The sequence below is a fragment of the Celeribacter neptunius genome (assembly GCF_900113955.1).
Lineage (GTDB): Bacteria > Pseudomonadota > Alphaproteobacteria > Rhodobacterales > Rhodobacteraceae > Celeribacter > Celeribacter neptunius.
Window position 1 is genome coordinate 767,128 of the sequence record NZ_FORH01000001.1, and the last position, 21,618, is coordinate 788,745.

The 21,618-nt window shown below is 63.2% G+C and carries 22 protein-coding genes; 14 read left to right on the top strand and 8 right to left on the bottom strand.

The window, feature by feature from the left end; genetic code table 11:
• Window positions 1-20: 20 nt before the first annotated feature.
• From BM151_RS03805 to BM151_RS03815, 3 genes are all read left to right on the top strand, one after another.
• Entirely contained in the window at window positions 21-1,268 is a 1,248-nt protein-coding gene (locus BM151_RS03805; RefSeq protein ID WP_090057583.1) for an SAM-dependent methyltransferase, read from the top strand.
• A 5-nt stretch (window positions 1,269-1,273) separates the two neighbouring features.
• Window positions 1,274-1,714, top strand: coding sequence for a TrgA family protein (locus BM151_RS03810; RefSeq protein ID WP_090057587.1), 441 nt, complete (start codon window positions 1,274-1,276; stop codon window positions 1,712-1,714).
• Between the two features lie 116 nt (window positions 1,715-1,830).
• Complete coding sequence (locus BM151_RS03815; protein WP_090057591.1) at window positions 1,831-2,694, top strand: NUDIX domain-containing protein; 864 nt, start codon at window positions 1,831-1,833, stop codon at window positions 2,692-2,694.
• 273 nt (window positions 2,695-2,967) lie between these two features.
• Here BM151_RS03815 and BM151_RS03820 read toward each other — a convergent pair whose 3' ends face one another.
• Entirely contained in the window at window positions 2,968-4,182 is a 1,215-nt protein-coding gene (locus tag BM151_RS03820; protein ID WP_090057596.1) for an MFS transporter, read from the bottom strand.
• Between the two features lie 428 nt (window positions 4,183-4,610).
• Window positions 4,611-5,468 carry a uroporphyrinogen-III C-methyltransferase gene (cobA, locus tag BM151_RS03825; protein ID WP_090057601.1) on the bottom strand — a complete coding sequence of 286 codons (858 nt, stop codon included), beginning with the start codon at window positions 5,466-5,468 and terminating at the stop codon, window positions 4,611-4,613.
• Window positions 5,469-5,572: 104 nt separating this feature from the next.
• Here cobA and BM151_RS03830 point away from each other — a divergent pair, with 104 nt between their 5' ends.
• The 5 genes from BM151_RS03830 to BM151_RS03845 all read left to right on the top strand — a co-directional run bounded on the left by BM151_RS03830 (window position 5,573) and on the right by BM151_RS03845 (window position 9,658).
• On the top strand, window positions 5,573-6,196 hold the full coding sequence (locus BM151_RS03830) for a DNA-3-methyladenine glycosylase family protein (RefSeq protein ID WP_090057605.1): 624 nt from the start codon (window positions 5,573-5,575) through the stop codon (window positions 6,194-6,196).
• On the top strand, window positions 6,196-6,864 hold the full coding sequence (locus tag BM151_RS03835) for an alpha/beta hydrolase (RefSeq protein ID WP_090057609.1): 669 nt from the start codon (window positions 6,196-6,198) through the stop codon (window positions 6,862-6,864). Before BM151_RS03830 ends, BM151_RS03835 begins: the two co-directional genes overlap by 1 nt.
• A gap of 252 nt (window positions 6,865-7,116) precedes the next feature.
• A complete protein-coding gene (locus BM151_RS21925) occupies window positions 7,117-7,242 on the top strand; it encodes a hypothetical protein (protein ID WP_281245284.1) in 126 nt (41 codons plus the stop codon).
• A gap of 112 nt (window positions 7,243-7,354) precedes the next feature.
• A complete protein-coding gene (locus BM151_RS03840) occupies window positions 7,355-8,869 on the top strand; it encodes an ATP-binding cassette domain-containing protein (protein ID WP_177213015.1) in 1,515 nt (504 codons plus the stop codon).
• Between the two features lie 204 nt (window positions 8,870-9,073).
• Window positions 9,074-9,658: an HNH endonuclease gene (locus tag BM151_RS03845; RefSeq protein WP_090057617.1), complete on the top strand. Its 585-nt coding sequence runs from the start codon at window positions 9,074-9,076 to the stop codon at window positions 9,656-9,658.
• 272 nt (window positions 9,659-9,930) lie between these two features.
• Here the strand turns inward: BM151_RS03845 and BM151_RS03850 are convergent, their stop codons facing one another.
• Window positions 9,931-10,911: a radical SAM protein gene (locus tag BM151_RS03850; RefSeq protein WP_090057620.1), complete on the bottom strand. Its 981-nt coding sequence runs from the start codon at window positions 10,909-10,911 to the stop codon at window positions 9,931-9,933.
• 233 nt (window positions 10,912-11,144) lie between these two features.
• Here BM151_RS03850 and zwf point away from each other — a divergent pair, with 233 nt between their 5' ends.
• The 3 genes from zwf (at window position 11,145) to pgi (ending at window position 15,037) form a co-directional block, all read left to right on the top strand.
• Window positions 11,145-12,599: a glucose-6-phosphate dehydrogenase gene (gene zwf / locus BM151_RS03855; protein WP_090057625.1), complete on the top strand. Its 1,455-nt coding sequence runs from the start codon at window positions 11,145-11,147 to the stop codon at window positions 12,597-12,599.
• Window positions 12,596-13,267 carry a 6-phosphogluconolactonase gene (gene pgl / locus BM151_RS03860; RefSeq protein WP_090057629.1) on the top strand — a complete coding sequence of 224 codons (672 nt, stop codon included), beginning with the start codon at window positions 12,596-12,598 and terminating at the stop codon, window positions 13,265-13,267. Before zwf ends, pgl begins: the two co-directional genes overlap by 4 nt.
• 147 nt (window positions 13,268-13,414) lie before the next feature.
• Window positions 13,415-15,037 carry a glucose-6-phosphate isomerase gene (gene pgi / locus BM151_RS03865; RefSeq protein ID WP_090057634.1) on the top strand — a complete coding sequence of 541 codons (1,623 nt, stop codon included), beginning with the start codon at window positions 13,415-13,417 and terminating at the stop codon, window positions 15,035-15,037.
• A 115-nt stretch (window positions 15,038-15,152) separates the two neighbouring features.
• Here the strand turns inward: pgi and BM151_RS03870 are convergent, their stop codons facing one another.
• The 3 genes from BM151_RS03870 to BM151_RS21565 are packed head-to-tail and all read right to left on the bottom strand — an operon-like array spanning window position 15,153 to window position 17,804.
• Window positions 15,153-16,094 carry a site-specific tyrosine recombinase XerD gene (locus BM151_RS03870; RefSeq protein ID WP_090057638.1) on the bottom strand — a complete coding sequence of 314 codons (942 nt, stop codon included), beginning with the start codon at window positions 16,092-16,094 and terminating at the stop codon, window positions 15,153-15,155.
• Complete coding sequence (locus BM151_RS03875; RefSeq protein ID WP_245781086.1) at window positions 16,091-17,662, bottom strand: hypothetical protein; 1,572 nt, start codon at window positions 17,660-17,662, stop codon at window positions 16,091-16,093. Before BM151_RS03875 ends, BM151_RS03870 begins: the two co-directional genes overlap by 4 nt.
• A gap of 4 nt (window positions 17,663-17,666) precedes the next feature.
• Window positions 17,667-17,804 (bottom strand): hypothetical protein, encoded by a 138-nt coding sequence (locus BM151_RS21565; protein WP_177212972.1) that lies wholly within the window; start codon window positions 17,802-17,804, stop codon window positions 17,667-17,669.
• 182 nt (window positions 17,805-17,986) lie between these two features.
• Between BM151_RS21565 and BM151_RS03880 the strand changes: the two genes are divergently transcribed.
• Window positions 17,987-18,571 carry a shikimate kinase gene (locus BM151_RS03880; protein WP_281245290.1) on the top strand — a complete coding sequence of 195 codons (585 nt, stop codon included), beginning with the start codon at window positions 17,987-17,989 and terminating at the stop codon, window positions 18,569-18,571.
• The gene (gene aroB, locus BM151_RS03885) at window positions 18,568-19,698 is read left to right on the top strand and encodes a 3-dehydroquinate synthase (protein ID WP_090057649.1); all 1,131 of its coding nucleotides are present in this window, start codon (window positions 18,568-18,570) and stop codon (window positions 19,696-19,698) included. Before BM151_RS03880 ends, aroB begins: the two co-directional genes overlap by 4 nt.
• A 120-nt stretch (window positions 19,699-19,818) precedes the next feature.
• Here aroB and BM151_RS03890 read toward each other — a convergent pair whose 3' ends face one another.
• Complete coding sequence (locus BM151_RS03890; RefSeq protein ID WP_090057653.1) at window positions 19,819-20,046, bottom strand: hypothetical protein; 228 nt, start codon at window positions 20,044-20,046, stop codon at window positions 19,819-19,821.
• A 120-nt stretch (window positions 20,047-20,166) separates the two neighbouring features.
• Window positions 20,167-20,679 (bottom strand): single-stranded DNA-binding protein, encoded by a 513-nt coding sequence (gene ssb / locus BM151_RS03895; RefSeq protein WP_090057657.1) that lies wholly within the window; start codon window positions 20,677-20,679, stop codon window positions 20,167-20,169.
• Window positions 20,680-20,937: 258 nt separating this feature from the next.
• Between ssb and BM151_RS03900 the strand changes: the two genes are divergently transcribed.
• Window positions 20,938-21,540 carry a lytic transglycosylase domain-containing protein gene (locus tag BM151_RS03900; protein ID WP_090059173.1) on the top strand — a complete coding sequence of 201 codons (603 nt, stop codon included), beginning with the start codon at window positions 20,938-20,940 and terminating at the stop codon, window positions 21,538-21,540.
• Window positions 21,541-21,618 lie beyond the last annotated feature (78 nt).

Consider the following 21,618-nt stretch of genomic DNA (forward strand, 5'->3'; position numbering starts at 1 on the left):
TCATCCTGTGAGGGGCCAAGATGCTTGATAAGAATAAGCAAGCGGCCGACCGAAAGGCCGTATTGACCAGCACCGAAGCGCAGGGCGACCTGCCGCGCTATTTCAGCAATGTGTTCGAGATCGCCCAGGCGATGGCGCGCGGGCGATTGGATTTCGTCCTGCCCGACGGGCGGGTGTTTCGCGCCGAAGGCAAGGCGCCCGGTCCGGTGGCGGAACTGCATGTCCATAGTGACGATGTCTTTGCCCGGCTGATCCGCGAGGGCGACTTGGGCTTTTGCGAGGATTACCTCGACGGCGGCTGGTCGACGCCGGATCTCATGGCCTTCATGGATCTTCTGCACGCCGGCAATGACGATCTTTATGACGGGTTTCCCGGCATGGCCTTCGTGCGCGCCTATGAGCGTCTGCGGCACTGGATGAATTCGAACAGCAAACGGCAGGCGAAAAAGAACATCTCGTATCATTACGATCTCGGCAATGATTTCTACCGACTCTGGCTCGACGAGACGATGACCTACAGTTCGGCATTGTTCGAGAGTGGTCAGGAGACTTTGGAAGCCGCTCAGACCGCGAAATACAAGAGCATGGTCGATGAGATGGGCGTGGAAGCCGGCGATCACGTGCTGGAGATCGGCTGTGGCTGGGGCGGCTTTGCCGAATATGCGGCGGGCCAGCGCGGGCTCAGGGTCACCGGTCTGACCATTTCCGAGGAACAGTTCAAATTTGCCAATGAACGGATCCGCAAAGCCGGGCTGTCGGAGCTTGTGAACTTCAAGCTGCAGGATTACCGCGATGAGCGTGGGCAATACGATGGCATCGCCTCGATCGAGATGTTCGAGGCGGTGGGCGAGAAATACTGGCCCACCTATTTCGGCAAGATCCGCGACTGTCTCAGCCCGGGCGCCAATGCCACCTTGCAGATCATCACGCTGCAGGACGCACGTTTCGAGAGCTATCGCAAAGGTGTGGATTTCATCCAGAAATACATCTTTCCCGGGGGTATGCTGCCGTCGCCGACGGCGCTCAGGCAGCAGATCGACAAGGCGGGGCTGGGCTTTGTCAAAAGCCGGGAATTCGGCGAGAGCTATTCGGCCACGCTCCGGCGCTGGTTCGAGACCTTCAACGCCAGATGGGATCAGGTCGAGGCGCAGGGGTTCGACGCGCGGTTCCAAAGGATGTGGAATTTCTATCTCACCTCTTGCGCCGCGACCTTTCACGGTGGAAACTGTGACGTAACACAGATCACAATGACTCATCCGAGCAGATAGAGCAGATGCCCACAGCCGCCAAACTCGTTGCCGCCCTCTGGTTTGCCATCCTGGCCTGGTTCGCCGCCGAACTCGTCAAGCCGCATATGGAAGAGGGCACGCAGTTTGGCCTCATGTCCTATATCGCCGGTGGTTTCGGCTTTCTCACGGGATGGATCTTCATGGGCAAACGCGCCGGCGACACCGTGGCGGCGGCGATGGCTTACGGGTTTTCCTCCTCGGTGATCCTGAGCTTCTGGTCGGTGTTCTATTTCGCTTTCGAGACGATGATCCACCGCTCGCTTGACCTGCGCTACAAGGGGCCGACCGAGGCGCTCATGGGCATGGTCGATCTGATGGGGGAATACGGGATCTACCTCCTGAAGCCGGACGTTCTGGTGACGCTGGTCGTCGGGGGCTTGTTCGGTGCCTGGATCGTGGAAAAAGCGGCCGGCAAATGGGCCTGAGAAATCGGTCTGCAGAATTTACCCTGAAAATTCGCCCGGAAAAATTCGCTCTGAAAATTTGTCTTGAAAATTTGTCCTGAGAAACTTGCCCAAAAATGGCCCTGACCGAGGTATGAATGTCCGATATTTTTGCGCCGTTGGCGTCCCGCTATTCCGCGAGCGAGCTCGACTTCCTGCGCGCCGTTCTGAGCGGCGATGAGCAGGTCCTGAGCGAAGAATTCGTCGCCACCGCCGCCGAAGAGGTGGTGCTCTACCATGGCAAGCGTGCGGTGGAGGAGCTCAGGCCGCTGCGACCGATGATCTTCACCCGCACCTGGGCACGTATGATGGCGCGTCGGGGCGGGCGGCCAAGGGGCGCGGGGCGCACGACCCTGTCTCGTGAGGACGTGACCCTGTTGCGCCAGGACATCCCCTACAGCCATTTCTTTGCCGTCGATGACAGTCATCTGAAACACCGCCGGTTCGGTGGCGGCGAGACCGATGTCATGACCCGCGCCGGGTTCCTGATGGCGGATGCGGTCACCGTCTTGCCCTATGATCCGCTGCGCGACCGGGTGCTGGTGATCGAACAATTCCGCTTTGGTCCCTATGCGCGCGGCGATCTCTTCCCATGGATGGTGGAGCCGATCGCGGGCCGCGTCGATGCCGGCGAGGGGCCGGAAGCCACGGCCCGGCGCGAGGCGGTCGAGGAGGCCGGGGTGACCCTGGGGGCGCTGCACAAGGTGGCGGAATATTACCCCTCGGCGGGGGCGATGACCGAATATATCACCTCCTATGTCGGGATTGCCGATCTGCCGCAGGGGCTCGAGGGCATCGGGGGCTTGGATCATGAGCACGAGGACATCGCCTCGACGCTGATGTCCTATGAGCGGCTGATGGAGATGTGCGATGCCGGGCAGCTCGACGTCGGCCCGCTCTACATGTCCGCCTTCTGGCTGGCACGGCACCGGGACAAGATTCGGGCGGAAGCGGGGGGCTAGTCTCCGGGGCGAGGGGCGGAGCAAATGTTCATCCGCTCAGAGCGCGAGCCGGGACAAGCCTGCCTGTAGGGGGGGGCGACCTGACGCATGTGCGCAGCGCTTTATGGCGCAAAATACATCTAAGATCCGCGGTTTGCGCGCCGGTGCAATGCGCCAGCCTGCGGGGACGGGGCATGGCTGAGGCCTGCTTTCAGCATGGCCGCAGGCGCGGCGGCTTCGCCTTGTTCCGCGCCGGATAGGCGAGCTGCTCTCCCCCCGTGCAGAGGCGGGCGCTTAGCTGCTTTTCGGCTGCATCCAGAGCCAGATCAGCGCACCGCCCGCCAGTGTCAGGAAGGGCACCATGGCGAGGTTCACCGCCTGCCAGCCGTCCTGGGCCGAACCGCCGGAACAGTTCATCAGCCCGCCCGAGGCCAGCGAGGCAAGGGTGACCCCGCCGAAGACGATCAGATCGTTCATGCCCTGCACCCGGCCACGCTCCGAGGCCTCATGCGCCGAGGACAGCATCGCGGTGGCGCCGATGAAACCGAAGTTCCAGCCCACGCCCAAAAGCACCAGCGCGACAAAGAAATTCTCCAGATCGACCCCGATCATGCCGATGACGCCGGCCAGGGCGAGGATCACCAGACCGGTGGCCATGATCCGTTCGACCCCGAATTTCGAGATCAGGAAACCGGTGAAGAACGACGGGATGAACATCGCCAGCACGTGGGCGGAGACCACATCGGCGGCGGTGTTCTGTTCGAACCCGCAGCCGACGACGGCGAGCGGAGTCGAGGTCATCACCAGGTTCATCAGCGCGTAGGACACCATGGCAACGATGATCGCCACGGCGACGCGCGGGGTTTTCAGAAGCTCCATGCGCGAGCGCCCGATCAGATGCGCATGGGTCGAGACCGGCGGTCTCGGGATGTCGAGAAACAGGAACAGGAGCGAGCCGATCAGATTGATCGCGATCACCGCCAGATAGGTGCCCAGGAAGGGCACGACCATCGCCTGAGAGGTGACTTTCACCAGTTGCGGCCCGATGATCGCAGAGGCCAGCCCGCCGGCCAGCACGTAGGAGATCGCCTTGGGTTTGAACGCCTCATCGGCGGTATCGGTGGCGGCAAAGCGGAAGAAGCCCTGCGAGGACTGATAGACCCCGGTGAACAGCCCGCCGATGACGAACATCCAGAAATTCTGTTGCATCAGCGCGACGGCACCAATGGCCGCACCGATCGTGCCCGATCCGGTGCCGATCCAGAAGCCGGTGCGACGGCCCCAGCGCTGCATCGCCGCCGACAAGGGCGTGGCGGCCAGCATCGAGCCCAGCACGGTTGCGGAGATCGGCAGGGTCGCGAAACACAGGTTCGAGGCCAGCGATTGCCCGGCGAGACCGGCGATGGTGAAGATCATCGACATCTGCGCGCCCAGAAAGGCCTGGGCCATGACGAGGATCATCACGTTGCGGCGGGCTTTGGAGGTATCCGTCAGGGGCAGGTCGGTCATCTCGGGTCTCGTATGATGTCTTGTGCGGAGTTTTGAATATGTAACTCAGAAGCGTTTAACGGCCCGGGCAGGCTCTGAGAACCCGTGTTTTGTCGCAGGGGAAAGAATGATCCTGTGCAAGGGGTGTGCGAAAACGTGAGCGGAGATCGGCAGAGATCTGGGATGCGAGACTTTTGTGCCGTTGGTTTCCGGCGCGGGGCAAGGCGAAGCCGCCGCGCCTGCGCTGGCCCGTGTCACGCCGGAGGCGTGCTTGCAGCACAGCCGGGCGAGCGCATTGTCACCCGTGTACAACGGATTGAAATTATACGGATTTGATGACGATAAAGGGCTGACCTCAAGAGGGAAAGCGCTCCCCCACGGGCCTGCGCAGTCGCTCAGCGCTTGAACGTCCGCAGAGGCTCTCTCCAGACTTTCGTGAAATCCGCCGCTCAGCCCTGTTCCGCCGGCTTTCCCCGTCCCAGAGGGTCAAGATCGCGCGGGGTCTCGCCGCGCATCAGCGCCTGCCAGTCGAGCACCTGCCGCATCAGCACCGCCCGGCCGACACAGATGATCGCCGGCGGCTCGAGCCCGGCCGCGGCGATATCCCCGACCATCGTGCCCAGCGTCGTTTCCAACACCGCCTGATCCGGTGTCGTGGCTTGCGAGACCACGGCGACCGGTTCGTCTTCGGGGCGGCCCGCGGCGAGAAGGCCCTCGCGGATCGATGGGGCATGTTTCATCCCCATGTAGATCACCAGGACGCCCGAGGCGCGGCCCATCGCGGCCCAGTCGACCTGGGTCGGCCCACCGGTCTTGTCATGGCCGGTGACAAAGGTCACCGCCTGATTGACATCGCGATGGGTGACCGGAATGCCGGCATAGGCCAGCCCGCCGATCCCCGCCGAAATCCCCGGCACGATCCTGACCGGTACGCCATGCTGGATGAGCGTCTGCGCCTCTTCGCCGCCCCGGCCAAACACGAAAGGATCGCCGCCCTTGAGCCGCAACACACGTTTGCCGGCTCTGGCCAGATCGACCAGGGTCAGCGAGATATCCACCTGTTTCGCCGAGGGCTTGCCGCCGCGTTTGCCGGCATAGACCAGCTCGGCGGCCGGGTTGGCCCAGGACAGGATCTCTTTTGACACGAGCGCATCATAGACGAGGACATCGGCCTGTCTGAGCGCATTCACCGCATGCAAAGTCATCAGCCCCGGATCGCCGGGCCCCGCGCCACAGAGCCAGACCCAGCCGGGGTCGATGGTGGGCCAGGTGCCGGAGGGCAGGGAGAGGGAATGGGAATCTGTCATAGTCTCGTTATGGCGAAATCCGTGCAACTTAGGAAGCCGGTTTGGGGTTGATGGCGGCGCCGTGCCGTCTATCGTCGGGACGGGAGAGAAGGAGCGCGGCGGACATGCGGATTATCACGAGTGTTGCGGATGTGGCCGAGGGGGCTGCGCATCTGGCGCGGATCGAACCGCGTTTTGCCCATGCGCTCGGCCAGACCGGGGATTTGCCGCTCAGGCGGCGCAAGGACGGGTTCGAGGAGCTTTTGGGCGCCATCGTCAGCCAACAGATCTCGGTGGCCGCGGCCAACGGCATCTGGAAACGGCTGAAAACGGCGCGGCTCACCGGACCGCGCAAGGTGCTCTGGGCCACGGAAGACGAGCTGCGCGCCTGCGGCTTGTCGCGCCAGAAGGTGCGCTATGCCAAGGCGCTCGCTGAGGCGCGGATCGATTTCAAGGCGCTGCGCAGCGCGCCCGCCGAGGAGATTGTCGCCACGCTGACCGAAGTCCCCGGCATCGGTGTCTGGACCGCCGAGATCTATGCCATGTTCTCGCTCGGCCATGCCGATGTCTTTGCCCCCGGCGATCTGGCGCTGCAGGAGGCAGCACGGCTTCTGTTCGATCTGCCGGAGCGCCCGAAAGAGCGCGCTTTCCGGGAGATGGCCGAAGCCTGGTCGCCATGGAGAGCGGTTGCAGCACGGCTGCTTTGGGCCTACTACCATGTCGAAAAGCAACGCGAAGGGGTGCGCTGATGGCCGATCTGACCAACCATAAACGGGATAGCCTGTCGGGCCGGACCAATTCCGCCGTGATTTTCCTGCATGGCTATGGCGCCGACGGCAATGACCTGTTGGGGCTGGCCGATCCGCTGGGCGAACACCTGCCGGACACGATGTTCTTTGCCCCCGACGCGCCGGAGCGCTGCACCGGCAATCCGATGGGCTATCAATGGTTTCCGATCCCCTGGATCGACGGTTCCTCGGAAGAGGAAAGCCGCGCCGGCATGATGCGCGCCGTCGATGAGCTCAACGATTATCTCGACAATGTCATGGTCGATTACGGCTTCGAGGCGGATCAGATCGCGCTTCTGGGCTTTTCCCAGGGCACGATGATGTCGCTGCATGTGGCGCCGCGCCGCGAGGAGGCGGTTTCCTGTGTCGTCGGTTTCTCGGGGCGGCTCCTGGAGCCGGAAATGCTCGAGGATGAGATGCGGGTGAAAATGCCGGTGTTGCTGATCCATGGCGACGAGGATGACGTGGTGCCGCCGCAATCTTTGCCCGAGGCGGGGCAGGCGCTGCAATCGGCAGGGTTCGAGACCTACGCCCATATCATGCGCGGCACGGGGCATGGGATCTCTCCCGACGGTCTGTCGGTGGCGCTGGCATTTCTGCGTGAAAAACTGGGCTACGAGGCCGGCTAAGCCCGGCCAGTTCGCCCGCCAGTTCACCGCCCAGTTCACCGGCAAACCCAGAGGTGAGGCCGGGCGGCTGTGAGGGCGATCGTGAAGGCGACCATGGGGCCGACCTCCCGTCGGATCGCGTTTCGGCGGGGGCGCCCGAAGTTTTAGCGCGAATTCATATTAATTTCATTTTTTCGCCGAAATCTGATCTGGCCCCTTGACCTTGCCCCGGTCGGTGTTACGGTTTTTATATCGAATATGGAGGGTTCTACCATGGACATGATCGTGATGACCGCAATCGTTTTTGCTGCAATCGGCGTCATGGTGAGCTATGGCCTTCGTCCGACTGAGGAACGTCTCCCTGTCCGCATCCGTGTTGAGGACCGTCGCAAACGCTGACGGCGCCGGGCTGCGTGAGGGGGCAGGGACCTCTCGAACATCATCAAAATCCAGCTTTGGGAAATCCAGCTTTGGCAAGGGTCGATCTGACGGGCGAAATGCGTCCGGCGGTGTGATCGATCTGACCCTTGGTCCCGGTGTGACCGGTCTGGTCGGACGCAATGGCTCCGGCAAATCCACGCTGTTGCAATTCATCGCCGGCCAGGCCGGGCCGCCGCGCATCTCCGGCGCGCTGGCCTGTTCCGGCCCGGTCAGGATGCTCGATCAATCGCCGGAGGTGTCGCAACGCGTGGTCGATCTGTTCGGGCGCGCGGCGGATTTGACGGACATGCGGCGGGCTCTGGCGGGGCAGCCGACGCTTGGTCCGTTCGAGGCGGTGGATTGGACGCTCGAGGAGCGGATCACAGCGCAGCTCACGCGCTTCGGGCTCGGGCAGGTTCCGCTCGATGCGCCGTTGCGTCAGCTGTCCGGCGGGCAGGTGTTGCGTGCGGCGCAGGCGGCGGCCTTCTTCGAGCCTCCCGAGATCCTGCTGATGGACGAGCCGAGCAATGCGCTGGATGCCGAGGCGCGGCAGATCCTGCGCGCTGCGCTCGATGGGTTTCAGGGCATCGCGCTGGTCGCCAGCCATGACCGGGCGCTTTTGGAACGGGTCGATCAGATTGCCGCGCTGGAACCGGATGGCAGCATGTCGCTGTTCGGTGGCGGCTGGAGCGCCTTTCAGGCCGCGCGGGAGGCGGAACGGGCGCGGCTCAGCACCCAGGCGGATCGGGCCGAACGCGCCGTGAAACACCATCGCGCGCAGGCACAGGAAGCGGCGGCGCGACAGGCCCGCCGGGCGCGTCAGGGCAAGCGTTTGCGCGACGGGTCGCAGTCGAAAATGCTGCTCGACAAGGCGAAGGAGGGCGCGGAAAGCGCCGCCGGCGGTCGTTTGAGGGCGACGGCACGGCGCGATGCGGCGGCGGAACAGGCGCGCCTCGACGTGCTGGCGCGGCTCGAACGGATCACCCCGGTGGCGATGCGCTTTCCCGAGGTGGATCTGCCCGCGAACAAGCTGTTGATCGAGCTGGACGAGGTTGTGCTGTCTTGTGGCGATCACGAGATCGGCCCGGTCTCGCTGTCTCTGCGTGGTCCGGCGCGGCTGCATGTCACCGGGCCGAACGGCGCCGGAAAATCGACGCTTTTGCGTGCCATGGCGGGGGAAATCCTCCCGGTGTCGGGGCAGGTGAAGCGCTTCTGCCGAGTGGCCCATCTCGATCAAAGCGGCGGGCTTGCCGGTGTCGGCACGCTTCTCGATGTGGCGCAGGCGGCGCATTCGGAGCTGTCGCGGGCAGAGATCCGCGAGAGCCTTGCCCGGGTCGGGTTTCGTGGCGAGGCGGTGCTGAAACCGGCGGCGTCCCTCTCGGGCGGCGAGCGGCTTCGCGCGGCCATCGCCCTTGTGAGCGCCAGCACAGACCCGCCGCCGCTGTTGCTGCTCGATGAACCGACCAATCATCTCGATCTCGAGGCGATCGAGGCGCTGGAAACCGGGCTGTCCGCGTGGCGCGGTGCCGTAGTTCTGGTCTCTCATGACCCGTATTTTTGCCGCAATCTCGGGAATTTTTCCGAGTTTTCGCTGCCATCTGCCTAAAGAGGCGTCATATCTCTGTCATCATGGACCTGTAATCACCAATGCGAAGGCTTCGCATATACTGGGGCTTGTCAGGTTCAAGCCGCGATATATAGTCGAAGTCACAGCGTCACGCCTTGCCGCTGACCGGGGCTTTGTGCGGGACGCTTTCACGGGCGGGAGCACCCGTCCGATCTGAGACCAGAGACGGAGCGGCGGAGCATCATGGACGGAGACTTCAGGACGGATTTTGTCAGGCAACCGAATGCGACACGGGCGCACCCGGCCTTGGTTCTGAATGCGGATTACCGGCCTCTGTCCTATTATCCGCTGTCCTTGTGGCCCTGGCAGGAGGCGGTCAAGGCGGTGTTTCTCGATCGGGTCGATATCGTCGCGGAATATGACGATTACGTCCATAGCCCGAGTTGCAAGATCAGGATCCCCTCGGTCGTCGTCCTCAAAGATTATGTCAAACCTCAAAAGCGCGTGGCCTTCACGCGCTTTAATTTGTTTTTGAGGGATGAATTCCGCTGCCAATATTGCGGTTCGCGCGGCGAGCTGACCTTTGATCACGTGATCCCGAGGGCGCGGGGCGGGGTGACGTCATGGGAAAACATCGTCGCGGCCTGCGTGCCCTGCAATCTGCGCAAGGGCTCGAAATCGCTGCGGCAGGTGGGGATGAACCTGCGCAAACCGCCGCGCGCGCCCGGCGCCGAAGAGCTCAAGAACATGGGTCGCAAATTCCCACCGCATCATCTGCACGAGAGCTGGATGGATTATCTCTATTGGGATAGCGAACTGGAGGCGTGAGACAGGGCCGCTTTGCGGGACGGAGGGGACGTTGGCGATTTGTCTGACATGAGGGCGTGTGCCGGACCGTGGGCTGGCGCAGCAACGACTGAACGTTGCGCTTTATGTCTGCCAAGTCCGATAAAGATCAATCTGTTGTACGGGGATGAAAAATGCGCCTGACCGCCGGGACGGTCCGGCGCACGCCCGGGCAACTGCGTTGCTGCTCCGGGCGGCTTCGCCTTGTCCCGCGCCGGAAGGCTCAATGTTCCCAAAGGGCTCATCGCCGCCTCTCACACCGAACAGGACGCGCCCCCCAAGACGCAGAATTTCGCGCAATGAGGATGGTTGAGCGCCACGTCGCGAGAGGCCTCTTCGAGCGTTGCGCCGAGATCGAATTCCGCCTCATAGGGCAGGAGCGTACAGGCCACGACCGAAGGGCGCTGGCCCTTGCGCTTCACCACCATGCGCGACGAGGCGCACATCACATCCTTGGGGTCCTTGCCGAGAATGCCCCAGCAGGCGGTGGTGATTTCCGGTACTTCGGCGCTGAGATCCATTTCCGGGAAGATCACCGTCATGCCCGGGTTCTCGGCGTCGATCTCATAGCGGCGCTCGGCGAAGAGCGCGGCGAACCCGGCGCGGGTTTCGGCCTCGCTGTCATGCCAGAGCGAGCGCGCCGCCACGGCCATCGGGATGCCATGATCGCGCAGCCAATCCATGCCGGCAAGTGTCACGCGATAGCTCCCGGCGCCGCGCATCTCGTCATGATGCGCCTCGGCAAAATGATCGAGCGAGACGCGGAGCGTCAGTTTTTCGGGGAAGTCACGGTTGAGCGCGATCAGCCCCTCCTGCACCTGCGGCCGCTGCATCGGGCGCATGGCATTGGTCAGGATCAGCAGCTCATAGCCGCGGGTCAGCGCGGCCCGGGCCATCTGAATCATCTCCGGGTTCATGAAGGGCTCGCCGCCGGTAAAGGCGATCTCGCGCGGTCGGTCTTTGCGGGTGTGCAACTCGTCGAGATAGGTCTCGACCTCGGCGGTGCTCAGATAGGTCAGCGCATCATTGCTGGGCGAGCTGTCGATATAGCAATTCACACAGGTGATGTTGCACAGTGTCCCGGTGTTGAACCAAAGCGTCTGCAGCCCGTTCAGCGCCACCGTCGCCCGTGTCTCGCCCTTGGCGGTCACCTCCGGGTGCTGAAATTTGCCCTGATTGGCCGGAGTGGTCTCGGCCCGGGCATGGGGAGCGGGAATCGCATCGTGGTCTTTCATCTCGGGCCATCTTTCGGAACGGGGCGGTTCTCCGCAGGCTAAATCTTTGTCAGCGTGGTGAAAAGGTCTCACTTGAGCGGCTCACAGGGGCGTGAGCGGAGATTTGAGGCCTGTTCGGCCACTGCGGGGTTGAGAGCGATCAAAGCGATGCTAGACTTTCGGGGGCCGTGGCGCTAGATCAGCATCAGTTAGCGCTAACGCCTCAAAGCCCCTCGGGCGGAAAGGAAGACTTCATGGCTTCGCGTGTCATTCCCGTAGATGATTTCGATCTGGTGATTTTCGGGGGCACGGGCGATCTGGCCCGGCGCAAGATCCTCCCCGGACTGTACCGCCGCTTTTGTGCCGGGCAGATGCCCGAAACGGCGCGGATCATCGGTGCGGCCCGATCCGAACATGACACGGAGGAATTCCGGCAAATCGTGCGGGCCGCCATCATCGAGTTCTCCGCCACGCACACCTGCGACGAAGGCCAGATCGGCGCCTTTCTCAAGCAGCTCGAATATGTTCAGGTCGATGCCAGGGGCGATCAGGGCTGGACGGATCTCAAGGCGCTGATGCGCGACGGGGTGATCAAATCCTATTATTTCTCGGTGGCGCCTTCGCTGTTCGGCGATCTCGCCGAACGTCTGATGAGCTTCGGCATTGCCGATCGCGAGGCAAGGATCGTGGTCGAGAAACCCTTTGGCCGCGATCTCGGGAGCGCCCGCAAGCTCAACGGCGATCTTGCCAAGCATTTCGACGAGACCCAGATCTACCGCATCGATCATTACCTCGGCAAAGAGACGGTGCAGAACCTGATGGCCGTGCGTTTCGGCAATATCCTGTTCGAACCGCTGTGGAACAGCCAATATGTCGATCACATCCAGATCACCGTGGCCGAGACCGTCGGGGTCGGCGGGCGTGGCGAATATTACGATAAATCCGGCGCCATGCGCGATATGGTCCAGAACCACCTGATGCAGCTTTTGTGCCTGATTGCGATGGAGCCGCCCTCGCGGTTTGACCCGGATGCGGTGCGCGACGAGAAGCTCAAGGTGATCCGGGCGCTGGAGCCGGTGGAGCACCACGATATCGTGCGTGGCCAATATGATTCGACCGAGGATGAACCGTCCTATCGCGAAGATTCCGGCGATCCGCGGTCGCATACTGAGAGTTTCATCGCGCTGCGCTGCAAGATTTCCAACTGGCGGTGGGCCGGCACGCCGTTCTACCTGCGCACCGGCAAGAAGCTCAAGGCCCGCGCCTCCGAGATCGCGGTGATGTTCAAGGACGCGCCGCATTCGATCTTTGGCGAAGAGGCCGGGCGGCATGCCAATGTGCTCTCGATCCGGCTGCAGCCCAACGAGGGCATGACGCTCAAGGTGACGATCAAGGAGCCGGGCCCGGGCGGCATGCGCCTGATCGATGTGCCGCTCGACATGTCCTTTGCCGAGGCTCTGGGCGAGGATGCCGAGGAAATCACCGATGCTTACGAGCGGCTGATCATGGACGTGATCCGGGGCAACCAGACGCTGTTCATGCGCGGCGATGAGGTCGAGGCAGCCTGGGCCTGGACCGATCCGCTGATCGAGAGCTGGGAGAAACGCGGAGACGTGCCGCAGCTCTATGATGCCTATTCCTCGGGGCCCGAAGATGCGGCGATGATGCTGCATCAGGAGGGGCGTCGCTGGCGGGAGATCAAGGAATGAACCTCATCGAATACCCCGACCGCGATGTGATGCTCCTGGATCTGGCCAACAAGATCGCCGGTGAATTGCGCGCCGGTTTGGAACAGCATGAGCGCGTCAGTTTCTGTGTCCCCGGCGGCACCACGCCCGGCCCGGTGTTCGACACGCTTTCGGGCGTGTCGCTGGATTGGGACCGGGTCGACGTGCTGCTGAATGACGAACGCTGGGTGCCGGAAACATCGGAGCGCTCGAATACGGCGCTGCTGAAACGCCGGCTTCTGGTCGGCAAGGCGGCAAGCGCCCGTCTGATCCCGCTGCATCGCGATGTGCCCACACCGGAAGACGGGCTCGAGGCGCTGATGCCGGCGGTGGAGGCGGTGTTGCCGCTCAATGTGCTTTTGCTCGGCATGGGCACGGATATGCACACGGCGAGCCTTTTCCCGGGCGCCGATCAGCTCGAGCTCGGTCTCTCGGATGCGGCGCCGACGCTTTTGGCGATGCGGGCACCGGGGGCGCCCGAGCCGCGCATCACGCTTTCGGCTGAGGCGCTCAAGACCGCGATCTCGACGCATATTCTGATCACCGGGCCGGAAAAGCGCGCGGCGCTGGAGCGCGCCCAGTCGCTGTCGCCGATGGAGGCGCCGGTGAGTGCCTTCCTGCCGGAGGCCAGCGTGCATTGGGCGCCCTGAGCCCGGTCATGGGATGTGCCCTGTCATTTTGCCGTCTGAAAATCGCGCGGCTTCGCGTAAGGCTTAGCGAGACTGTAATAAATCGCATATAGAGGAAAGTGGGGCGCATCGTGATCTGTCGCCCCGAACGGCCCTTAAGGAGACGATATGAGTGTTGATTTTGCCGCTTTGAAAGCCCTGAAGGCCGAGGCCGGGGACCGTCATATTCTGGATCTGTTTGCCGAGGACGAAGATCGCGCCAGCCGCTATTCGGCGATGGCCGATGGTCTCCTGTTCGATTATTCGAAAACCAATATCGACGATGCCACGCGCGCGGCGCTGTTCGGCCTGCTGGATCAGGCGGGCGTGGCGGCGAAGCGCGAGGCGATGTTCACCGGCGAAAAGATCAACGACACCGAGGGCCGCGCCGTGCTGCATACCGCGCTGCGCAATCTCGACGGTGGCCCGGTCATGGTCGAGGGCAAGGATGTCATGCCCTCTGTGCGTCATACGCTGGCGCGGATGGATGATTTCGCCGACCGGGTGCGACGCGGTCAGATCTCCGGCTATTCCGGCACGGCCTTTGAACATGTGGTGAATATCGGCATCGGCGGCTCCGATCTCGGGCCGGTCATGGCCTATATGGCGCTGCATCCTTTTGCCGACGGGCCGAAATGCCATTTCGTCTCCAATGTCGACGGCGCGCATATCCATGACGTGCTCTCGAAGCTCAATCCGCAGACCACGCTGATCGTGGTTTCTTCCAAGACCTTCACCACGATCGAGACCATGACCAATGCCCGGACCGCGCGCGACTGGCTGGTGTCCGCGGTGGGCGAAGAGGGGGTGTCGAAACATTTCGCCGCCGTCTCCACCGCGCGCGACAAGACCGCCGAATTCGGGATCGATCCCGATCTGGTCTTCGGTTTCGACGATTGGGTCGGCGGTCGCTATTCGGTCTGGGGGCCGATCGGCCTGTCGCTGATGCTGGCCATCGGGCCGCAACGCTTTGCCGAATTCCTGCGCGGCGGGCAGGCGATGGACCGGCATTTCCGCGAGGCCAAGGTGGAAGACAACCTGCCGATGCTTCTGGCGCTTGTGGGCGTCTGGCACAATCAGGTCTGCGGCTATGCCACGCGCGCGGTGCTGCCCTATGAGCAGCGGCTGCTACGGCTTCCGGCCTATCTCCAGCAGCTGGAGATGGAGAGCAATGGCAAGCGCGTCGCCATGGACGGCACGGACCTGCCTTTCGACAGCGGGCCCGTCGTTTGGGGCGAACCCGGCACCAACGGCCAGCACGCGTTTTACCAGTTGATCCATCAGGGCACCCGGGTCGTGCCCTGCGAATTCATGGTCGGCCGCCACGGGTTCGAACGCGGGTTGGCACATCAGCATGAGCTTCTGGTCGCCAATTGTCTGGCCCAGTCCGAAGCGCTTCTGCGTGGCAGGACCCTCGAAGAAGCTACGGAAATCATGACCAAAAAAGGTTTCGAAGGGGCGGAGCTCGAGCGTCAGGCGCGGCATCGTGTCTTCCCGGGCAACCGGCCCTCGACGACACTCGCCTATGACAAGCTGACGCCCTTTGTACTGGGGCAGGTCATCGCCCTTTACGAGCATCGCGTCTTTGTCGAAGGCGTGATCCTCGGGATAAACTCCTACGATCAATGGGGCGTCGAACTGGGCAAGGAGTTGGCGCTCGCCCTGCAACCGGTTCTGGCCGGGGAAAGCGATGGCGCGGGCAAGGACGGATCGACCCTGCAGCTCGTAAATTACCTGAAGATGAACCCGTAAGCCGCTGATAAGGCTACGCCTTGATGAGGTTTTGCGCGCCCTTTCGGGCGTTGCCCGGCGCGGGGCATCGACCGATGCTCAAGCCCGGCAAGCCGCACCCGCGGCGATTTGCGCCTCACTCCTTGGCCAGCGGATGATGGGTGAGCACCAGCTCTTTCAACCGTTCGTCGAGGACATGGGTGTAGATCTCGGTGGTTGACAGGTCGGCATGGCCGAGAAGCGTCTGGATCGCCCTGAGATCCGCCCCATGCGCCAGAAGATGGGTGGCAAACGCATGGCGCAGCGTGTGCGGCGTGACCTTGGCGGGCGAGACCCCGGCGGCGACCGCGATTTCCTTGATCAGCTTGTAGAACCCGTCGCGGGTGATATGGCCCTGTCTGGCGTGTGACGGAAAGAGAAAGAGCGAAGGCTTCTTGCCCTTCTCCCGCTTCTGGAGATCTTCTGCGCTGTCGCGGGTCTCGAGCCAATCTTTCAGCGCGGCGCGCGCGGGCTGCGACAGCGGCACCATCCGCTCCTTGCCGCCCTTGCCGAGCACCAGCAACATCCGCGGATCGCCACGACAGGCGGACACCGGCAGCGAGATCAGCTCCGAGACCCGCATGCCGGTGGCGTAGAGAATTTCCATCAGACAGGTGTTGCGCAGCCGGTCTTCCGCATGGCGCCCAACCGCCCGCGCGGCCTCCAAAAGCCGGCTCACCTCGTCTTCGGAGAGCGTCTTGGGCAGGCGCTTCACCCGCCCGGGCCCCTTGATCTGGATCGCCGGATTGTCGCCGCGCCAGCCCTCTTCGAAGGCAAAGCGGTAGAGCTGTTTGATCGAGGAGAGCCGGCGCGCCCGCGTCGATTGCGCCAGGCCTTCGGCCTCGCAGGCCACGAGATAGGCTTCGATATCGTCGCGCCCAGCGCTCTCGAAACTTCTGCCCCGTCGTGCGAGCCAGTCGGAAAAGCCGACAAGATCGCGGCCATAGGAGAGACGCGTGTTCTCGGCGGCGCCAAGCTCGGCCATCTGCGCCTCGGAAAAACTGGAAATCCAGCGGGCATCCTGCGGCGCGATACTCATCCGCGTCGTTCCAGCAACAAGAGTTCGAGCGCCGCCCGCCGCGCCGTGGCCTCGAGCCCGATGGCGCGGAAGAATTGCAGCGCGTCCGAGAGCTCGTCCTGATCGCCCATGGCGCCGCCTTCCAGAAGCTCGATCGCGCGCAGGATCGCCTCGCCCAGACGGCCCTCATCGACCAGCGTGGTCAGCCGCACCGGGATGCCGGAGGATTTGAAGCCCTCGGCAATGGCCCGGGCCTGCGCGCTGCCGGGCCGGCCGGTCGGCAGATCCCCCAGCGCGATGCCCTGCAAGAAGGCCTGCTCGCGGTCGAGTGCCGGTTTCCAGGTGAGCGCGATCTTCTCGTAATCCGGCGACAGGAGCGCCACGTCGAAGGCGATCTCCGAGGCCGCGCCGCTCAGGCTGAGTTTCGAGAGCGGCGTGGCGAAAAGCTCGGCGAAGACGTTCTGCAAACCTGCGGCGCGCATTTCGTTCCAGACCGGGGGCAGGGTGCGGGCGACCGCATCGGGGTCCTGCTCGTTGAGTGCGGTCTCGAAATTCTGCAGCGCGTCGATCCGGTCCCAGATGCCGCCGGAGGCCGCCGGCAGATGTTCGGACCAGATGCCGAGCCAGCGGTTGGGCGAGAGCGCGCCGACACGCGCCAGCCGCTCGGCCGCCGTGGCCCGTGCCTTCCAGCCGGAGGTGGCGCGCAGGTCGCTTTGTGCAAAGGCCAGCGGCAGGGATGTGGTCGGCAGTGGCTCGCCGATGGCTTCCATCAGGCGAAAGGTCAAAGGCGTCGGATGATCCGGGATCGGCAGCGGCGGCTCCCCCTCGAACAGGTCGGGGTCGAGAAAACGCGCCAGAAGCGTGCCCTGGTTTTCCGGGATCAGCCCCAGGGCCTCGCCGGTTTCAAGCGTCAGCGCCGCCGCGCTCCAATCGCCGCCGCGCGCGAGGCAGAAGATCCGAGCCTGCAGCGAAGGCGACAGGCCGGGCGTATGGGTGAGCCTTTGACAGGCCTCATCCTCGGTGCCCAAGAGCAGTTTCGTGTCGAACGCACGGCGGAAGATCGCCGGCGTGCTGAGACCGGCGAGATCGACCAGCGCATTGGCCTCGTCGAGAAGCCCCTGCGAGAGCAGCGCATCGACGCGGGTCAGAAACAGCCGCCCGTCGCGATCGGAGCGTATCGGCGGGTCCAGTTCGGCCAGAACCAGCGTGTTCAACAGCCGGCGCGAGGCCGGCAGAAGATCGGAGCGGGTCGAGATCACGCTGATCCGCCGGGCAATGTCGGTGGCGTCCGAGGCGCCCCAGAGCGCCCGCGGCAGGCCGGTGACCGATGGCGCCAAAAGTCCGGCGCTGTCCGGGTCCGGGGCATCCAGAGGCAGGACGGTGACCGTTTCCGGCAGGGCACTCTCGGCAATGTCGCTGGTGTCGGGGACCGGCGCCGGGCGCGGCGCGTCAAGCGTATCGGAGAGCCAGTCGATGGCGGAAATCGGCTTTTGTGCCGCGCTCTGTTCCTGTCCGGCGGCCGGCAGCGCCAATGCAAGCGCCAGCGGCAGGGCGTTCAACATCACGGGGAGGGAGGGACGCCGCCGCATGGCCTCACTTGAGCTCGATCGTGGCCGGCACCCGTTGTTCGGTGCGTTCCGGGGACAGGTCACCGACATAGGCAAAGCCGATGAAGCCGATCAGGCCGAGAAGGATCAATATGGCCAAAAGCCGGAACAGAAATTTGCGCAACGTCGACTGCCTCCGTTTGTGCCCGTGTTGCGGGCGGCATTTTTCCGGATTGCCGGGCTTTTTTCTGCCGGTTCCGGTTTTCTTGGTTTTATATATGGCATTTTCCGAGAGATCACGCCATTGAAGGAGCGAAATTTTTGTCGGCGGGAATTTGCCGCAAAGATTGAAGGCGGCATAGAAAGCTGTACCGAAAGAGGCGAGGGGAAGAAACGAGGCAGATGGCGAAGGGTTTGAGGAAGACGGTGGCCCTCGTGGGCATGATGGGGGCGGGAAAAACCGCCGTGGGCAAGGCTCTCGCGAGCCAGCTCGAGGTCCCGTTTCTGGATTCGGATGCCGAAATTGTGAAGGCGGCGGATCGCTCGATTGCCGAGATTTTCGAGGAACATGGCGAAGCGTTCTTTCGTAAACGCGAGAGCGAGGTGATCGGCCGGTTGCTGGATTCGCAGCGCGCCATCCTGTCCACGGGCGGTGGCGCCTATCTTTCGGCCGACAATCGCGCGATGATTTCCGAGCGCGGCGTCGCGGTCTGGCTCAAGGCCGATCTCGATCTTCTGTGGTCGCGGGTGCGGCACAAGACGACCCGGCCATTGCTGCGCACCGACACCCCCTATGAGACGCTCAAGGCGCTGGCACTGGCGCGCGAACCGTTCTATGCCCAGGCCGAGCTGATCGTCGAGGCGGAGCCGGGGCTGTCGATCGAGGCCATGGCCGAAAAGGTGGTCCGCGCGCTCGCAAAGAAGGGCGATATTCTGGAGGATGATCAATGAGCTATGGAGCTGGACAGTTTCAAACGGTGCATGTGCCGCTTGGGGATCGCGCCTATGATGTGCGGATCGGCGAGGGTCTTGTGGCCGAGGCCGGCGCCCATATCGCCCCGCTTCTGGGCAAAAAGAAAAAGGTCTTCGTGCTGACCGACGAGACGGTCGCGGGGCTGCATCTCGAGGCCCTGCGTGCGGGGCTTGCCGCTTCGGGCATCGACATGGTGTCGCTGGCGCTGCCGGCGGGCGAGGGTACGAAAGCCTGGCCAGAGTTCACCCGCGCGGTGGAATGGCTTCTGGCCGAGAAATGTGAGCGCAAGGACGTGGTCGTCGCCTTTGGCGGCGGGGTGATCGGCGATCTGGCCGGCTTTGCCGCTTCGGTGCTGCGCCGGGGCGTGCGCTTTGTGCAGATCCCGACGACGCTTCTGGCCCAGGTCGACAGTTCGGTCGGCGGCAAGACCGGGATCAACGCGCCCCAGGGCAAAAACCTGATCGGTGCCTTTCACCAGCCCTCGCTGGTCTTGGCCGACATTTCCATCCTCGGGACACTCAGCTTGCGCGATTTCCTGGCCGGCTATGGCGAGGTGCAGAAATACGGGCTCTTGGGCGATGAGAGCTTTTTCGAATGGCTCGAAGAGAACGGTCCAGCACTGGCGGCGGGTGACATGGCGCTTCGCGCCGAGGCGGTGCGGCATTCCGTGCAGATGAAAGCCGATATCGTGGTGCGCGACGAGACCGAACAGGGCGACCGCGCGCTTTTGAACCTTGGTCATACCTTCTGTCACGTGCTTGAGGCCGCGACCGGTTATGGCGACCGGCTGTTGCATGGCGAAGGCGTGGCGATCGGCTGTGCGTTGGCCTTTGAGCTGTCGTCCCGTCTGGGCCTCTGTTCGCAGGAGGCGCCGAGCCGCGTGCGCCAGCATCTCAAAGCCATGGGGATGAAATGCGACCTGTCGGATATCGAGGGCGATCTGCCCTCTGCCGAAGACCTGGTCGAGCTGATGGGGCAGGACAAAAAGGTGGTGGATGGCCAGCTCCGCTTCATCCTCGCCCGCGGCATTGGCGACGCTTTCGTCACCGCCGACGTGCCGCGCGAAGCGGTGGTGCAGGTGTTGAAGGACGCGTTGGCGCAGTAGTCGCGAAGACGCGTCGTTGTGACGACCCCCTAAGCGCTGCTTCGGGGTGGTTCAGCCGCGAGACACGGCCGACAAGCTCAAGCCTCGATCAAAGGCGCCAACTCAAAGCGCGCAGACGCGTCAGCCGTTGCGGCGCTGACCGCTTTTCAAAGGCGGCAGATCGCTCATGTCGACTTCCGCCTCGCGTGCCTCTTTTTCCTCTTTGCTGAGCGTGTTGCCCCACTGACCTTTCGACAGGCCGAGACCCATCGGCAGGGGCTTGGTCTTGCCCTTTTTCACTTCACCGCCCTTGGCGAGGAATGCGTCGATCAGGTCCTGATCTGTGGTGGGTTTGACGATATTGCTCATGGTCGTCTCCTATGTTGCGCGTCTGCCATGTTGCCATGACCATGTGACAGGGAGGTATCGCCTCGGTTTGCGATGGTTCCCCAAAGAAAAACCCCGCCGTTTGGCGGGGTTTCATCAATCTCAGAACGGGATCTCGTCGTCGTCGAGCGAGGGGCGTGAACCGCCACCTTGCGACGGGCCTTGATCATAGCCACCCGAGGGGCCCTGATCGTAGCCGCCGGACGGGCCCTGATCATAACCGCCGCCGTAGCCGCCGCCACCGCCGCCCTGGCCGCCTTCGCCGCGACCATCCAGGAGCGTCAGCTCCCCGCGATAGGGGCGCAGCACCACTTCGGTCGAATAACGGTCGTTGCCTTGCTGGTCCTGCCATTTGCGGGTCTCGAGCTGGCCCTCGATATAGACCTTGGAGCCTTTGCGCAGATATTGCTCGGCAATGCGCGCCAGCGGTTCGGAAAAGATCGCCACCGAATGCCATTCGGTGCGTTCGCGGCGCTCACCGGTGTTGCGGTCTTTCCAGTTCTCGGAGGTGGCAATGCGCAGGTTGCAGACCTTGCCGCCGTTCTGGAAGGTGCGGACTTCGGGGTCGCGGCCGAGATTGCCCACGATGATGACTTTGTTCACGGAACCGGCCATGCGAATTCTCCCTGAGTATTTATCGTCAGATTCTCTAAGTTGGAGGCACCTTACACCAAACCCGGCGCGGCAAGGAAAGGGCAAAACCACCAAACTCCATGGAAAATCCGCCATCTCCGCAGGCCTGCTGCGCTGGCTAAAAACCGCCTGCGTCACGGCAATGCTTTGAAATGTGACGTTTCGTGACTATATTGCCGGCAATTGAGTTAGGGACAGGGTATTTCCATGGGTCTGGTGTCTGTGCGACCGGCTGTGCGAATGTCTTCGCGGAACGGCCTCGGGATACGTGCGGCTTTAGTCATTGCGACGGCAGCGATTGCCTCCGCCGATATGGCCATGGCCGATGAGATTTTCTCCACCAGCAACCGCATGGCGATCTTTCGATCCCAGCTCGATGTCTTGGATGGCCGGGCCGCCGATCAGTATTCCAATTCGACGAGCCTGCAGCCCGAACGGTTTGGCGGCGACGATATTTCCCGCCCTTATACCGGCGGCTACAAGGGGCAATGGCTGCCCGTGGCCGAGGCGATGGCCCAAAAACACGGCATTCCGAAAGACCTGTTCTTCCGCCTCGTGCAGCAGGAAAGCGGCTGGAACCCGACCGCACGCAGCCCGAAAGGCGCCACCGGACTGGCCCAGCTGATGCCCGACACCGCCCGGCGTCTCGGCGTCAATATCAACGATCCGCATCAGAACCTCGAAGGTGGCGCGCGCTACCTGCGGCAGATGTACAACCGCTTCGGCAACTGGCGTCTGGCGCTTGCTGCGTACAATGCCGGGCCGCTGGCGGTCGAGAAATACGACGGCATCCCGCCCTATAAAGAGACGATGAATTACGTGCGGATCATCTACGGCTCGTGAGCGCCGCTCCGCGCAGGATTGCCGCTCACGGAGGGGTGATTTCGACTTGTCATCGTCGCGGGTATGATTGCTCCAGAT

What these genes read in the sequence shown, in the direction of transcription:
- BM151_RS03805 (WP_090057583.1), top strand. Translation starts at nt 21, where the DNA reads ATGCTTGATAAGAATAAGCAAGCGGCCGACCGAAAGGCCGTATTGACC.
- BM151_RS03845 (WP_090057617.1), top strand. Translation starts at nt 9,074, where the DNA reads ATGGACGGAGACTTCAGGACGGATTTTGTCAGGCAACCGAATGCGACA.
- BM151_RS03810 (WP_090057587.1), top strand. Translation starts at nt 1,274, where the DNA reads ATGCCCACAGCCGCCAAACTCGTTGCCGCCCTCTGGTTTGCCATCCTG.
- BM151_RS21925 (WP_281245284.1), top strand. Translation starts at nt 7,117, where the DNA reads ATGGACATGATCGTGATGACCGCAATCGTTTTTGCTGCAATCGGCGTC.
- ssb (WP_090057657.1), bottom strand. Translation starts at nt 20,679, where the DNA reads ATGGCCGGTTCCGTGAACAAAGTCATCATCGTGGGCAATCTCGGCCGC.
- BM151_RS03820 (WP_090057596.1), bottom strand. Translation starts at nt 4,182, where the DNA reads ATGACCGACCTGCCCCTGACGGATACCTCCAAAGCCCGCCGCAACGTG.
- BM151_RS03850 (WP_090057620.1), bottom strand. Translation starts at nt 10,911, where the DNA reads ATGAAAGACCACGATGCGATTCCCGCTCCCCATGCCCGGGCCGAGACC.
- BM151_RS03890 (WP_090057653.1), bottom strand. Translation starts at nt 20,046, where the DNA reads ATGAGCAATATCGTCAAACCCACCACAGATCAGGACCTGATCGACGCA.
- BM151_RS03830 (WP_090057605.1), top strand. Translation starts at nt 5,573, where the DNA reads ATGCGGATTATCACGAGTGTTGCGGATGTGGCCGAGGGGGCTGCGCAT.
- pgl (WP_090057629.1), top strand. Translation starts at nt 12,596, where the DNA reads ATGAACCTCATCGAATACCCCGACCGCGATGTGATGCTCCTGGATCTG.
- zwf (WP_090057625.1), top strand. Translation starts at nt 11,145, where the DNA reads ATGGCTTCGCGTGTCATTCCCGTAGATGATTTCGATCTGGTGATTTTC.
- BM151_RS03875 (WP_245781086.1), bottom strand. Translation starts at nt 17,662, where the DNA reads ATGCGGCGGCGTCCCTCCCTCCCCGTGATGTTGAACGCCCTGCCGCTG.
- BM151_RS03815 (WP_090057591.1), top strand. Translation starts at nt 1,831, where the DNA reads ATGTCCGATATTTTTGCGCCGTTGGCGTCCCGCTATTCCGCGAGCGAG.
- BM151_RS03870 (WP_090057638.1), bottom strand. Translation starts at nt 16,094, where the DNA reads ATGAGTATCGCGCCGCAGGATGCCCGCTGGATTTCCAGTTTTTCCGAG.
- cobA (WP_090057601.1), bottom strand. Translation starts at nt 5,468, where the DNA reads ATGACAGATTCCCATTCCCTCTCCCTGCCCTCCGGCACCTGGCCCACC.
- pgi (WP_090057634.1), top strand. Translation starts at nt 13,415, where the DNA reads ATGAGTGTTGATTTTGCCGCTTTGAAAGCCCTGAAGGCCGAGGCCGGG.
- aroB (WP_090057649.1), top strand. Translation starts at nt 18,568, where the DNA reads ATGAGCTATGGAGCTGGACAGTTTCAAACGGTGCATGTGCCGCTTGGG.
- BM151_RS03835 (WP_090057609.1), top strand. Translation starts at nt 6,196, where the DNA reads ATGGCCGATCTGACCAACCATAAACGGGATAGCCTGTCGGGCCGGACC.
- BM151_RS03900 (WP_090059173.1), top strand. Translation starts at nt 20,938, where the DNA reads ATGTCTTCGCGGAACGGCCTCGGGATACGTGCGGCTTTAGTCATTGCG.